This window comes from Rhizobium sp. AAP116 (assembly GCF_001295785.1).
In the GTDB taxonomy this organism is placed as follows: Bacteria; Pseudomonadota; Alphaproteobacteria; order Rhizobiales; family Rhizobiaceae; genus Allorhizobium.
The window spans coordinates 107,732-121,951 of record NZ_LJIB01000005.1; the positions used below are offsets into that span (position 1 = coordinate 107,732).

At 60.5% G+C, this 14,220-nt stretch carries 11 protein-coding genes and 1 riboswitch; of the genes, 3 read left to right on the forward strand and 8 right to left on the reverse strand.

All coding sequences use genetic code 11. The features are described 5' to 3' along the window. Positions 1 to 92 precede the first annotated feature (92 nt). Positions 93 to 1,019, forward strand: coding sequence for a hydrogen peroxide-inducible genes activator (locus IP85_RS05255; protein ID WP_054148627.1), 927 nt, complete (start codon positions 93 to 95; stop codon positions 1,017 to 1,019). A gap of 33 nt (positions 1,020 to 1,052) precedes the next feature. On the opposite strand, the gene IP85_RS05260 is transcribed toward IP85_RS05255, so the two are convergent. Both IP85_RS05260 and IP85_RS05265 read right to left on the reverse strand, forming a co-directional pair. Beyond that, positions 1,053 to 2,537: an NAD-dependent succinate-semialdehyde dehydrogenase gene (locus IP85_RS05260; RefSeq protein WP_054148628.1), complete on the reverse strand. Its 1,485-nt coding sequence runs from the start codon at positions 2,535 to 2,537 to the stop codon at positions 1,053 to 1,055. A 3-nt stretch (positions 2,538 to 2,540) separates the two neighbouring features. Beyond that, positions 2,541 to 3,821, reverse strand: coding sequence for a 4-aminobutyrate--2-oxoglutarate transaminase (locus IP85_RS05265; protein WP_054148629.1), 1,281 nt, complete (start codon positions 3,819 to 3,821; stop codon positions 2,541 to 2,543). A 145-nt stretch (positions 3,822 to 3,966) separates the two neighbouring features. On the opposite strand from IP85_RS05265, the gene IP85_RS05270 reads away from it, so the two are divergent. After that, positions 3,967 to 4,785, forward strand: coding sequence for a MerR family transcriptional regulator (locus IP85_RS05270; protein ID WP_082347592.1), 819 nt, complete (start codon positions 3,967 to 3,969; stop codon positions 4,783 to 4,785). Between the two features lie 66 nt (positions 4,786 to 4,851). Here IP85_RS05270 and IP85_RS05275 read toward each other — a convergent pair whose 3' ends face one another. The 6 genes from IP85_RS05275 to IP85_RS05300 all read right to left on the reverse strand — a co-directional run bounded on the left by IP85_RS05275 (position 4,852) and on the right by IP85_RS05300 (position 13,361). Further along, complete coding sequence (locus IP85_RS05275) at positions 4,852 to 6,276, reverse strand: efflux transporter outer membrane subunit (protein WP_054148630.1); 1,425 nt, start codon at positions 6,274 to 6,276, stop codon at positions 4,852 to 4,854. Between the two features lie 129 nt (positions 6,277 to 6,405). After that, a complete protein-coding gene (locus tag IP85_RS05280; RefSeq protein ID WP_054148631.1) occupies positions 6,406 to 9,525 on the reverse strand; it encodes an efflux RND transporter permease subunit in 3,120 nt (1,039 codons plus the stop codon). A gap of 41 nt (positions 9,526 to 9,566) precedes the next feature. Then, positions 9,567 to 10,778 carry an efflux RND transporter periplasmic adaptor subunit gene (locus IP85_RS05285; protein WP_156322742.1) on the reverse strand — a complete coding sequence of 404 codons (1,212 nt, stop codon included), beginning with the start codon at positions 10,776 to 10,778 and terminating at the stop codon, positions 9,567 to 9,569. Between the two features lie 143 nt (positions 10,779 to 10,921). After that, positions 10,922 to 11,587, reverse strand: coding sequence for a TetR family transcriptional regulator (locus tag IP85_RS05290; protein WP_054148632.1), 666 nt, complete (start codon positions 11,585 to 11,587; stop codon positions 10,922 to 10,924). A 13-nt stretch (positions 11,588 to 11,600) separates the two neighbouring features. Next, on the reverse strand, positions 11,601 to 12,545 hold the full coding sequence (locus IP85_RS05295) for a phosphoribosylaminoimidazolesuccinocarboxamide synthase (protein ID WP_054148633.1): 945 nt from the start codon (positions 12,543 to 12,545) through the stop codon (positions 11,601 to 11,603). A gap of 132 nt (positions 12,546 to 12,677) precedes the next feature. Further along, the gene (locus IP85_RS05300) at positions 12,678 to 13,361 is read right to left on the reverse strand and encodes an energy-coupling factor ABC transporter permease (protein ID WP_054148634.1); all 684 of its coding nucleotides are present in this window, start codon (positions 13,359 to 13,361) and stop codon (positions 12,678 to 12,680) included. A gap of 49 nt (positions 13,362 to 13,410) precedes the next feature. Beyond that, a riboswitch (cobalamin riboswitch) is annotated at positions 13,411 to 13,626 on the reverse strand. 147 nt (positions 13,627 to 13,773) lie between these two features. Between IP85_RS05300 and IP85_RS05305 the strand changes: the two genes are divergently transcribed. Further along, on the forward strand, positions 13,774 to 13,986 hold the full coding sequence (locus tag IP85_RS05305) for a hypothetical protein (protein WP_054148635.1): 213 nt from the start codon (positions 13,774 to 13,776) through the stop codon (positions 13,984 to 13,986). The last annotated feature ends 234 nt before the right edge of the window (positions 13,987 to 14,220 follow it).

Below are 14,220 nucleotides of genomic sequence, written 5' to 3' on the forward strand. Positions count from 1 at the left end.
CCTTTCGTACGTCGACAATATGAGTCTTCCGAGTTGATTGTTCCAATTGATTGATTGTATGATTTCGATAGATTCTATCTATCGAGGTCGACATGCCATTTCGCCCCAGTCATCGGCAGTTGGAATATCTGGTCATGCTTGGCGAAACCGGGCATTTCGGCGAGGCGGCCAAGAGGTGCAACGTCTCCCAGCCGACGCTTTCCGTGCAGGTTTCGCTACTCGAGAAACAGCTTGGCGTGACGCTCATCGACCGGATGCCCGGTCAGGTGATGCCGACGCCTGTTGGCGCCGAGATCATTGCGGCGGCGAAGGTCATTCTCAATGGGCTTGATGAGATCAGGGCGCTTGCCATGGGATCAAAGGCCAATCTGGGAGGAGCTATCCGGCTGGGTGTGGCGCCGTCCTTCGGGCCCTATTTCATGCCCTATCTTCTGCCGCCGCTTCACCAGACGTATCCGGAGCTCAAGGTCTATATCCGGGAAGACAGGCCCCGCCAGTTGGAGAGGGCCGTGTTGCAGGGCGAGACGGAATGCGGGCTCGGACCGCTGCCTTCCAACGAAGAAGGCCTGGTGGCGTTCCAGATATGCCGGGAGCGCATCCTGCTTGGCGTGCCCAAGGCCCATCGGCTGGCCGCATTCGATACAATTACCTCGCAGGAACTCAAGGGCGAGAAGCTGCTAACGCTCGGACCGGGGCACCGACTGATGGACGAGGTACGGCGCTTAGCGGACATGTCCGGTGCCATTCTCGCCGAAGAGTATGAAGGATCGAGTCTCGATGCTATCCGTCAGATGGTCTCCATCGAAATGGGACTGTCCCTGTTTCCCGAACTCTATGTCCGCTCCGAGTTCGGCAAGGAGGATGGGATCAAGCTTCTGACGATCGAAGACTGGCAGGGGATTCGCGACATCGGCTTCTTCTGGCGACGGTCATCAGCGCGGGGCGGTCACTTCGAGGCCCTGGCCGGTCTCGGCAGGACGGTGGCTGAACGGATATTCCGGTCCGGGGACGTCAAATGAAAATCCCCGGCAGTGCCGGGGATTTCAGATGGTTCAGGCGATGCCGCCGAGGCAGATATACTTGATCTCGGTATAGTCATCCACGCCGTATTTCGAGCCTTCGCGGCCGAGGCCCGACTGCTTGATGCCACCGAAGGGCGCTACTTCCGTGGAGATGAGGCCCGTGTTGACGCCGACCATGCCATATTCGAGCGCTTCCGCGACGCGGAACACCTTGGCGATGTCCTTCGAGTAGAAGTAGGAAGCAAGACCGAATTCGGTGGCATTGGCCAGCTCAATCACCTCTTCTTCCGTCTCGAACTTGAAGAGCGGCGCAACCGGCCCGAAGGTCTCTTCGGTTGCTACCTTCATTGCGGTGGTGACGCCGATCAGGATCGTCGGTTCGAAGAAGAGGGCGCCGGCCGCAGACGGCTTGCCGCCGAGGGCAACCTGGGCACCCTTGGACACGGCATCCGCCACATGCTCCTTGACCTTCTCGACCGCCTTGGCGTCGATAAGCGGGCCCGTGGTAACGCCATCAGCGAAGCCATCGCCGACCTTCAACTGGCCGACCTTCTCGGCCAGCTTCGTGGCGAAGGCGTCATAGATGCCCGACTGGACATAGAGGCGGTTGGCGCAGACACAGGTCTGGCCGGCATTGCGGTACTTCGAGATCATCGCGCCTTCGACGGCAGCATCGAGGTCCGCATCGTCGAAGACGATGAAGGGCGCGTTGCCACCAAGCTCCAGGCCGAGCTTCATGATCTGATCGGCCCCCTGACGCATCAGGATGCGACCGACATTTGTCGAACCGGTGAAGGTGAGCTTGCGGACCTTGTCATTGGCGCACATTTCCTCGCCGACCATCGCCGCATCGGTGGAGGTCAGGACCGAAAAGAGACCGGCAGGCAGACCGGCGCGCTCGGCGAGAACGGCAAGAGCCAGTGCCGAGAGCGGGGTCTGGGCGGCCGGCTTCGATACCATCGCGCAGCCGACGGCAAGCGCCGGTGCCACCTTGCGGGCGAGCATGGCGTTCGGGAAGTTCCACGGCGTGATGGCTCCGACGACGCCGACGGGCTGCTTGATGACCATGATCCGCTTGTCAGCCTGGTGCCCCGGGATCGTGTCGCCATAGACACGCTTGGCTTCCTCGGCGAACCACTCGACGTAAGATGCGCCGTAGAGGATTTCGCCGCGGGCCTCCGGCCAGGGCTTGCCCATTTCCATCGTCAGGATCGTGGCCAGGTCGTCGGCATGGGCGACCATCAGATCGTTGAGCTTGCGCAGAATGGCCGCACGCTCCTTGCCGGTCTTCTTGGCCCAGGCTTTCTGGGCGGTATAAGCCGCATCGATCGCCTTTTCGACTTCTGCCTTGCTCAGATCCGGGAGCACGGCGATCACGTCGTCGGTGGCCGGATTGGTCACTTCGAAAGTCTTGCCCGACTGGCTGGCGGCCAGCCACTCATTGCCGACCAGTGACTTGTCGGTCGCCAGCGTCGGGTCCTTGAGTTTGTCCGTCAGAATGTTCGAGATGGTCATGCGTCAGGCTCCTGCTGCAACTTCGCGGATCGAGGCTTCGATCAGATCGAGTGCCTCGTTGAAGACCTCGTCCTGAATGGTAATCGGGGCGAGGAAGCGGATCACGTTGCTGTAGACGCCGCATGTCAGAAGGATCAGGCCCTTCTCCAGCGCCTTCAGACGCACCGCATTGGTGAAATCCGCATTCGGCTTGTCGGTTCCCGGGATCTTGAATTCAACGGCGTTCATGAAACCAAGGCCGCGGATGTCCATGATCTGGGGAATGTCCGACCGCAGGCTTTCGAGGCGCTGCTTCAGGCGGTTGCCGAGCTGGTTGGCGCGGTCGCAGAGGTTTTCCTCTTCGATCACGTCAAGAACGGCATGAGCAGCTGCGATCGCCAGCGGGTTGCCGGCATAGGTGCCGCCGAGGCCGCCGGGGCCGGGGGCATCCATCAGTTCGGCGCGGCCGGTTACGGCCGAGAGCGGGAAGCCGCCGGCAAGGCTCTTGGCCATGGTCGTGAGGTCCGGAACGGCATCGTAGTGCTCCATGGCAAACATCTTGCCGGTGCGGGCAAAGCCGGTCTGGACTTCGTCGGCGACGAGGAGAATGCCGTGTTCGTCGCAGAGTTCGCGCAGGGCCTTCATCAGAGCGCGCGGAACGTCATAGAAGCCGCCTTCGCCCTGGACGGGTTCCAGGATGATGGCTGCGACGCGCTTCGGGTCGACATCGGCCTTGAACAGCTTGTCGAGCACGTCGAGCGAGGTCTCGACGTCGATGCCGTGCATTTCGAGCGGGAAGGGCACGTGGAAGACGTCGCCCATCATCGGGCCGAAGCCGACCTTGTAGGGCACGACCTTGCCGGTGAGCGCCATGCCGAGGAAGGTGCGGCCGTGGAAGCCGCCGGTAAACGCGATGACAGCCGAGCGGCCGGTGGCGCAACGGGCGATCTTGATGGCGTTTTCTACGGCTTCGGCGCCGGTTGTCGCGAAGATCGTCTTCTTCTCGAAATTGCCCGGCACGATCTTGTTGAGACGCTCGGCAAGCGCGACGTAGTTTTCGTAAGGCACGACCTGATGGCAGGTGTGGGTGAAGCGGTCGAGCTGGTTCTTCACGGCTTCGACGACCTTCGGATGGCGATGGCCGGTGTTGAGAACGGCGATGCCACCGGCGAAATCGATGTAGCGTCGGCCCTCGACATCCCAGATCTCCGAGTTCTCAGCCTTGTCGGCATAGATCTGCGTGGTCATGCCGACGCCGCGGGAAATGGCGTCATTCTTGCGAGCTGAGATTTCGGCGTTCTTCATCGTTTTCGTCCTGTGCGAAGGGTTGCCAGCGGCGTTGCAGATGGCTGCAATCGCGCGGTGCTATATTTCCTACATTTTTTCTGTAGACTTGCAATATGCCTTATCGGCATTATCACGCAAGACTGCGACATTTGATGAGGGCAGCGTGGACGATATCCGGTTCAAGATTGCGGAGGCAGCGCGCATGGCGGGCGTGTCGCCGTCGACGCTTCGCCTCTGGGAAAGCCAGGACCTGATCCAGCCGATCCGGACACCGACCGGCCAGCGCGTCTATGATCGGGTGTTGGTGGATCGGCTGAAGCGGATCGCCTGGCTGCGGACGGAGAAGGGCCTTAATCCGGCGGCGATCCGCGAGACGCTGCGGGAATTTTCGTCTGATGCCGACGAGGACAGCGTCGAAACTGAGGATGATACTTCCGATATCCGCGCAGGCACGCGAATGCGGCGTCTGCGGCGAGAGGCGGGCAAGACGCTCGAATACGTCGCCCAGGCGACGGGGGTGTCGGTATCGCAGCTCTCGACATTCGAGCGGACCTCGCAAGGACTGTCGTTTACCGCCCTGCATGAGGTTGCTCGGCACCTTGGCACGACACTCGCGTCGCTCAGCGGCCAGGAGGAGGGCAGGGGCGGCGAAAGCCTGATCCGCGATGGCAAGTGGTCGTCATGGCCAACCACTTCCTCCGGTGTGGCTGTTCAGGTTCTGGCGGAGGGTCGCAACATGATGGAGTGCAACCGCTTCCAGCTTGCCCCCGGGGCGTCGAGCGAGGGCGCCTATCAGCACGAGGGAGAAGAGTTCATCCACATGCTGTCCGGAAGCCTCGAGATTATCCTCGACGGCGACCAGTTCTTCGAACTGCATGCCGGCGACAGCTTCTATTTCGAAAGCCGCAGGCCACATTCCTGGCGGAACATTTCGAGTGGCGAGACGGTCCTCATCTGGATCAACACGCCTGCGACCTTCTGAGGTGAGGCAAAGAAAAACCCGGCAACCGTTTTCGGTGCCGGGCTCTGATGTGTTTGCCGGAGGTGCTTACCTGCTGGCGACCACCGTCTTCGATCCGTCCCACGCATAGCCGCCGCCGATCGCAACGTTCAGTTGGACATAACCATTTGCCAACTGCTGAACAGCCTGGGCGAGGTTGGCCTGAGCGCTGGCGACGTTGCGCTGTGCATCGAGGACGTCGAGCAGCGAGGAGGCGCCGTCACGGTAGCTTGCCGTAGCAAGCGACAGGGCTTCCTCGTAGGAGCGCACGGTAGCCGTCAGGGCCGAGACCGTCTGACGGGTACGGCTCACGGCAACAAGCGCGTTCTCGACTTCGGAGACGGCGCTCAAGACCGTCTGCTTCCAGGCGAGATAAGCTTCGCGGGCCGCCGCTTCACGTGCCTTGATGTTGGCGCGGCGTGCGCCGGCATCGAAGATCGGCAGGTTCAGGCTCGGACCGAAGCCCCATGATGTCGCGCTACCGCTCGCTGCCGATGTGGCGACCAGTGTCGGCGAAATCGAGCCGCTGAGGGTGATCGACGGATAGAGGGCTGCTTCCGCAACGCCGATTTCGGCGGTTGCTGCTGCGAGATTGCGCTCGGCTGCGCGGATGTCCGGGCGGTTGCGGATCAGGTCCGCGGGAACGCCCGCGTTCACGCCACGACGAGCGTAAGGCTGGGCTGCACCCTTCTGGAGGTCGGCAAGCAGGCTTGTTGCGGGCAGGCCGAGCAGCAGTGAAATGCGGTGGACCGACTGGCGGAAGGAGATCTCAAGGCCCGGAATTTCCGCGAGCGTCGAATTGACGAGACCTTCAGACTGGACGACGTCGAGGCGTGAAGCTGCTCCGGCCTCGAGCTGCAGGCGTGTCAGCTCCAGTGTTTCACGACGCGAGGACAGGTTCTTGCGGGCGATCGCGATCCGTTCCTGGTAGTAGCGTGCATCGACATAGGCCGAGACGACACTGGACAAGAAGGTCAGGCGGGCCACATCGGCGCCGGCATAGGCCGCATCGAGGGTTGCCTTCGCGCTTTCCTTGGAACGGCGGTACTGGCCGAAGAGATCAATCAGCCAGGAAACGCCGAGCGTGCCGCTCGTCGTGTTCGTTGTGTCGCTATCACGGGTTCTCAGCGCGCCGCTGCCGTTCGTCTTCGATACCTGATGATCGGTAGATACGTTCAGCTGGGGAAACGCTGCCGAGTCTGCCGCTTCGAAGCTGGCTTCAGCGGATGTAATCCGCTCGATTGCCTGGAGTACATCGAGGTTCTGGGCGAGGCCGGTTTCAACCAGGCCGTTCAGACGGCGGTCGTTGAAAGCGTTCCACCAGGGAGCCAATGTCACGTCGGCCGACGCGCGGGCGCTGCCTTCGGAGAACTTGACGGGGAGGGCGGTCTGCGGCGCCTCATGGTTCGGACCGACGACACAGCCGGAAAGGAGGAGCATTGCGAGTGGTGCGGCGGCACGAATCTTGAGCATCACGTGTTCCTGTAAAAGTCCCCCGGTCTTGCCACGACGAGGTTTATCATGACCTCGAGCCAACGACCGACTTACACACGCAGGCTACCGCAGCAGCCTACGCATTAGTTGGTTAACATAGTTTGTCAATCACGACGACGACAGCGCTTCCTTCGGTTTTGCACCGCCGAAAATCTGCCGGATGATGACGAAAAACGACGGTACGAAGAAGATTCCGAGCGCCGTAGCCGTAAACATGCCGCCTAGGACGCCAATACCAATCGAATTCTGTGCTGCAGAGCCCGCACCGGTCGCGATCGCCAGCGGCACCACACCCAGAATGAAGGCGAGCGAGGTCATGATGATGGGGCGCAACCGGAGCTTTGCAGCTTCGAGTGTTGCATCAATGACACTGATTCCGGTAGCCTGGCGATCCTTCGCGAACTCCACGATCAGAATCGCGTTCTTTGCCGCTAGACCAATTGTCGTGAGCAGTCCGACCTTGAAATAGACGTCGTTGGACTGGCCGAAGACATAGGCCGCCGCGACCGCTCCCAGGACACCCACCGGCACCGCCATGATGACGGAGAACGGTATCGACCAGCTTTCATAGAGGGCTGCCAGGCAGAGGAAGACGATCAGAACCGAGAGCGCGTAGAGCATGGGGGCCTGCGAACCGGACAGGCGCTCCTGGTAGGAGATGCCCTGCCAGGCTACGGTATAACCACCACCCAGATCGGCGGTCAGCTGTTCCATCGTCTCCATGGCCGTGCCGGAGCTCACGCCGCCGCCTGCTGCCCCTTCCATCGAGATGGCGCCGACGCCGTTGAACCTGCTGAGCGTCGGTGCGCCGCTGATCCACTGCGTCTTGATGAAGGACGAGAAGGGAACCATCTCGCCGTTGGCATTGCGGGCGTGCCAGTCGTTGATCGCGGTTTCCTGCATGCGGTAGGGTGCATCGCCTTGGACATAGACCGGCTTCAGTTCGCCGTTCAGGGTGAAGTCGTTGACGTCACGGCCCGCAAAGATGGTCGACAGCATGCTGTTGACCGTTGCGATGTCGAGGCCCATGGCGCCCATTTTTTCCTGGTCGAGCAGAAGCTTCAACTGGGTTTCAGCCGGCGGGTTGTTCGAGCGCAGCGAGCTCACGTTCGGATTGGAGCTGCCCACCTGCATCAATTGCTGAGATGCGGCCGTCAGTGCTTCGGTGCCTCTATTGCCGCTGTCCACCAGATACATGGAGAAGCCACTCGACGTGCCGAGACCGGGGATCGCAGGCGGCGCCAGTGGGAAGACCATAGCGTCACGAAGCGTGAAGAAATAGCCCATGGCGCGCTGTACGACGGCAGGCGCGGCAAGCTGCGGGTCTTCGCGCAGTTCGAAGTCCTTAAGCTTGGCAAAGACCAGCGCGTAGTTCTGGCCGGCACCGACAAAGGAGAAGCCGGAGACGGAGAAGACGTCCTGGATCGCGTCCTTTTCCTTATCGAGATAGTAGTCCTCGATCTTCTTTATGATCTCTTCGGTGCGCGTGACAGTTGCGCCGTTCGGCAGCTGGACGATCGTCATCAGCACGCCCTGATCCTCTTCCGGGAGGAAGGAGGAAGGCAGGCGCAGGAAGAACCAGCTCATGCCAGCGATCACGATCGCGAACATCAGCATGACCCGAAGCGGACGCTTGAGAAGATAGCCGATGGACGAGACATAACCGCCGGTCGCGCGATCGAAGTTACGGTTGAACCAGCCACCAAGACCGCCCTTCGGCTTGTGATGGTCGACCGGCTTCAGCATCGTCGCGCAGAGCGCCGGCGTCAAAACAAGAGCGACGACAGCAGAAAGCAGCATCGCCGAGACGATGGTCACGGAGAACTGGCGGTAGATGATGCCGGTCGAGCCGCCGAAGAAGGCCATCGGAATGAAGACGGCCGTCAGGACGAGGGCGATGCCGACGATTGCGCCGGTGATCTCGCCCATGGACTTCTGGGTTGCCTCGAGCGGAGATAGTCCTTCCTCGGACATGATGCGCTCGACGTTTTCAACCACGACGATCGCGTCATCGACAAGCAGACCGATCGCCAGAACCATTGCGAACATGGTCAGCGTGTTGATCGAGTAGCCCGTCAACGCGAGGATGCCGAAGGTACCGAGAAGAACGACGGGCACCGCAATCATAGGAATGATGGTGGCGCGCAGGTTCTGAAGGAAGACGAGCAGGACTACGAAGACCAACACAATGGCTTCGAGCAGGGTGTGAACGACCTTTTCGATCGACAGCTGCACGAAGGGCGTGGTGTCGTAGGGGTAGGTGATCACCACGTTTTCCGGCAGCGATGGTGCGATTGTTGCAAGCTGCGACTTCACGCGTTCTGCCGTATCCAGTGCATTGGCACCGGTCGCCAGATTGATGGCGAAGCCGGTCGCCGGATTGCGGTTGGAGCGGGTCTTGGTGGCGTAGCTTTCCTGGCCGACCTCGATGCGCGCGACATCGCTCAGTCGCACGGTGGCGCCGTCTGTCTCGGTCTTCAGGATGATGGATTCGAAGTCGGATACGGACTGCAGCTGGCTTTGAGCGGTCACGGTGACCGTCAGCTGCTGACCCGCCGGCGCCGGCTGGCTGCCGAGGGCGCCAACGGAAACCTGCGTGTTCTGCGCCTGGATGGCGGAGGTTACGTCCGTCGGTGTCAGCTGGAACTTGTTGAGTTTGAACGGGTCGAGCCAGACGCGCATGGCGTAGCCGGTACCGAACACTTCAAGGCTTCCCACGCCTTCCAGACGCTTTATCTGATCCTCGATCTGCGAGGAGAAAATGTCGCCGAGTTCGACATTGCTGCGGGCGCCATCGGTGGACACCAGTGCGCCGACGAGCAGGATGCTCGAGGTCGAGCGTGTCACCGATATGCCGGCCGACTGGACGATATCCGGCAGTTGCGACTGGACGAGCTGCAGCTTGTTCTGGACCTGAACCTGGGCAATTTCGGGATCGATCGAGTTGCCGAAGGTCAGCGATACGGAGGCCGAGCCGGTGCTCGACGATGACGTCATATACGTCAGGTCATCAAGGCCGGTCATGCCGTCTTCGATGATCGATGTGACTGACTTCTCCACCGTCTCCGCGCTTGCGCCATTATAGCTTGCCGATATCTGCACGGTTGTCGGTGCAATTTCCGGGTACTGCGAAATCGACAGCGTCGAAATCGCGAGCGCACCGCCGAGCATGATGATGATCGCGATCACCCATGCGAAGATCGGGCGTCGAATGAAATACTGGGCCATGGATTATCCTCTACGCCTCGATTGCCTTGTCTGTCGCACAATCAGGGTTGTGCGGCAGGGGCGGCAGCCGGCGCCGCAGTTTCCTGGACGATCCCGTTCTCATCAATCTGCGCTTCGACCGGCTGGACGGGGGCGCCGTCGCCAATCCACTGGAAGCCGTCGACTATGAGCTTGTCGCCATCATTGATGCCGCTGGCCACGAGCCAGTTGTTGCCGGAAACCTGCGCTTCGTCGAAGATCCGGGTCTCGACCGTGTTCTCTGCCGTGACGAATTTTGCCGAAAGCTCTCCATTGGCGCTGCGCGTGGCTGCCCGCTGGGGGATCAGGAAGCCGTCTTCCGTGCCGACGGTCACCGTGGCGCGGACGTACATGCCTGGCAGGATAAGGCCATCGGGATTGTCAAACACAGCACGGATTGAATAGGTACCGGTCGTCTGACTGACCGCCATTTCCGACATGTCGAGCTTTCCGACAACTGGGTATTCGTGGCCGTCCTCAAGCGTCAGCCGGATTTCGGATGCGCCGTTTTCATTGCGGTTGATGCGACCCTCGGTGATGGCCTCGCGCAGACGAAGAAGATTGACGCTCGATTCCGTCAGGTCGATGTAGATCGGATCAAGACGGCGCAGGGTCATAAGGCTGTCGGTCTGGTTTGCGGTGACGACGTTGCCGACCGAGTAGCGCGACGCAGTGGTCACGCCTTCGAAGGGGGCGCGAATTTCTGTGAGAGCGAGTTCGATCTCGGCTGAGCGCAGCGCTGCGTTTGCCTGAGCGACATCTGCCTCAGCCTGCAGAAGCGTCACACGGGCGTTTTCGAGTTCCACCTGGGTGGCGCCGCTGCCGACCAGCCGTTCCTGACGCGCAAGGTTGGATTGGGCCGTCGGCACGCCGGCTTCAGCCTTCTGCAGACTGGCCTGGGCCTGGGCCTGGGCGGCGCGGTACGTGTCGTCTTCGATCTTGTAGAGCAGATCGCCCGGCTGAACTTCGCTGCCTTCCTTGAAGGCAATTTCCTTGATGATGCCGCTCACGCGTGGGCGGATTTCTGCGGTCTGGAAGGCGGCTGCGCGTCCCGGCAGGGTACTTGTCAGCGGTTGCAGTGCCTTCTTCATCACCACAACGCTCACGGCTGCAGGTGGCCGTTCGCCGCCAGCCCCTGCGGCGCCGCCGTTGTCAGCCGTTCCCTGATCGGAGCAACCCGCCAGGACGGCGGTGCAAACGAGAATGGCGGAGGCAAGTCTGAAGCTTGGGCGCATCAAGGAATCCCACTGAGAAAGGTCACAGAACATTACAAGTCATGGACCAGCGCCGCTGAAATCAGGCACTGGCGAGACGGCGAGAAAGGGCGCATCCAAGGGAGGCGGTTCTCTTCAGTCGAAGTGACGTAAATGAACAATCGTCACTTTGCAAGTGGTGACCGCAGTGCAGTATCGATCAGGGCGACGACTTCCCGACAACGTGTTGCCATTATGCCAGCCTTCTCCATTCCCGTCATGACAGGGTGGATGACGCAGGCCAGTGCATCGAAGGATGTGTTTGCCAATCGCGGCACGTCGCCTGCATGGTAGACGCCTTCCCGAATGCCGGCATGGATGATTTCCGCGATCATGCCGACGACGATCTCGCGGTACCGATCGCCGCAATCGAGTTCCTCTGTGATCGTCACGAGGATCATCTCGAACACGAAGGGTGCATCCTTTTGCTCGGAGAGGTGCTCCTGCATGAGATGGTGGGCGAGGGCGTAAAGCCGTTCGGGGGCGGGCTTGTCGCTGGCCAGAGACTTCAATGCATGGAGCGTCTGCTCGATCGCGCGGGTGGCAATCGCATCAACAAGGCTCGTCTTGGTTCGAAAATGCTTGAAGACATTGGCCGGCGACATCGACAGTTCGGCCGCAATGTCTGCAATCGTGACGCTGGCATAGCCATGGGTCCGGAAAAGCTTCTCGGCGGTGTTCAGGATCTCTTCGCGCGTCTCCTCAGCGGGTCTGCGCGCACGACGCACGGGAACGCCGGCACCCTTGTCGGGGCAGCATGCGCCAGATCGTGCGCGAGGGTCCTGATCCATGGGGCCACCTTTCTCAGGGGAAGTACGATGCCAGATTCTGGCGGATACGGGCGAAGGGGCTTTCGCCTGTGTCATCAGGCTGGAACGGCAGCCCCGTGATCGCTTCGAATGCCCTAATATAGACCTTCGATGTCTCCTCGACCAGTGATGCCGGGATTTCCGGAATGGCATCGACATAGGGATCGCAACGTTCGGCAACCCAGGCGCGGACGAAATCCTTGTCGAAACTCTGCGGGCGCTCTCCCTTTTCAAAGCTCGCCTGGTAACTGTCGGCAATCCAGTAGCGGCTGCTGTCAGGGGTGTGGATTTCATCGGCGAGGATGATCGTGCCGTTTTCGTCCGTGCCGAATTCATATTTGGTGTCGACGAGGATCAGGCCGCGCTCGGCGGCAAGCTTCTGGCCACGGGCGAACAGTGCCAATGCATAGGTTGACAGCGTTTCCCACTGCTCGGCCGTCAAAAGCTTCTTCTCGACGATCTCGTCGGGCGTCAGCGGTTCGTCGTGGCCACCATCGAATTCCTTGCTGGTTGGCGTGATGATCGGGGTCGGGAGCTTTTCGTTGTCGCGCATGCCGTCTGGCAGGCTGATCCCGTACATCTCACGCTCGCCCTTCTTATAGAGAGTGAGGATCGATGTCCCGGTGGTACCGGCGAGGTAGCCACGGACCACGATCTCGACCGGCAGGATCTCCAGGCGCTTTCCGATCACCACGTTGGGGTCGGGATAGGAGATGACATGGTTCGGGCAGATGTCGCTGGTCTTTTCGAACCAGTAGCGTGCCGTCTGGGTCAGAACCTGGCCCTTATAGGGAATGCAGGTGAGGATCCTGTCGAAGGCGCTCAGACGATCGGTCGAGATGATGATGCGGCTGCCGTCTGGAAGGTCGTAGTTCTCACGCACCTTGCCGCGATAGTAGTTCGGCAGTTCCGGATAGTGGGCTTCGGAAAGGATGCGCATGGATGTCCTCGATGTCTCGTCGGCTGTGGCAAGTTTGACGGTGTGCCCGTTGTCCCGCGGTACCCGAAAGAGGCGGCGGTTTCAAAGAAAAAGCGCATGAGGCTTGCCCATGCGCTTTCATATCAAAGGTGGTCAGACGGCTGCGCGATGCAGGCGACCGTTGAAGAGGCCGTTGTCCGTCGCCTGCCGAAGCGACTTGGCGGCGGCGAGCACGGCAAGGTCCACGAGCGGCTCGACCAGGATCACCATCATATAGGCGGCACCGAAGGTTGCGATGCTTGAGATGCTCTCAGCCGAGAAGCCGTGGCCGTAGAGCGCCCAGAAGGCGACCCAGGCGACGATCCCGCCCTGATAGGCAGTGGATAGTGCAAGTGCATCCTTATAGCCGACATCCACATATGCCTTCTTTTCCGGAATGAGCCGCGCGGCGAGCTGACTGATGACAAAGAGCGGCACGATCAGTGTCGTGACGTTCATCCCGTATTGCGGCAAATCGAACGGCGCAAAAAACAGCCCCTGGAGCAGGAGGCCAAGAGCCAGGCCGATCGAGGCTGCGCCGGCCCCGAAGATCAGGAAGAGTGTCGAGCCGAGGATGAGATGCACTTCGGAGACGCCGACCGGATGATGGGGCAGGACTTCGAAGAAGGAGAAGACGAGAGCTGTCGTGATCAAGGTCCTGGCCGCAAGACCGGTCGGGGTCGCTTTCGCCTTGAGGTCGTCGACAACCATCTTGCCGATAAGCCCGAAGGAGAGTGCTGCTGTTGCGTAGCTGAAAGCGAGTTTGGCGCCGTCCACGACGCCGGGTTCAATATGCATAACTATGTCCTTTCGTCCGCGCCCACCGCGCGGGAGAGTGAATGCCGCGTTCACGGCGTCAAGCGATGGCAGGTCTCCTGGCTCACGGGTCAGGGCTTCGGTCCGCCTTATCAGCTGAAGGCCAATGGCTTTTCGGACGTCGCTCGCCGTTCACAGTTGCGGGGGCAGCCACGGTTTCGGCCCCTGATGGGTAGTCCTCACCGTATTCCCTCTTCGTCCGCCCTTCCGGTCTTGTCGGGGCGGAACCATCACAGAGGAGAGACTAGGTCCTGTCATGAAGCGATGTCCAGCAGTTTGCGACGTGACTGACCGGCAAACTGCGACAGTTTGGCAAAAGCCAATTTGCCACATTGTGAGTGGAGGGTAGGGGTGCCTATCTGCGGGCAGACCGCAGATGTAGAGAGGTTACGACATGGCTCAGATGATCTACCGCGTGCCACTGTTTGGCTGGATGTTGAGGGAAGCGATTTACGGACCGACGACCGCCAAGGTCCTGTTCGTGGTCAATCTGCTTTTGGTCTGGCTGCTCGCCATTGTCGCATTCGGCTATCCCGCGATCATCCTGCCGGCGCTTGCCGCAGTGCCGACCATGTTTGTGGTGCTGCTGCTGATCACCAAAGGGTAAAGGGGAAACCCGGTCTTTTAACTCTGGCCCAGAGTTCCCATATAGGGATTGACGAGGGCGCCAACGTGTTCACCCGGCAAAAGTGGGCAAATGCGTGGACGTGCAAGTCGGTGCCGATTTTTTCTTTGTAAAATCAGTCACTTGAAAAAAACGACAGTTTTTTGACAATTGGCTGTTGACGGTTTGTGGGAGTGGCCGTATAAGCCGCTTCACCGAACGAGAGGCGGCGCCGAA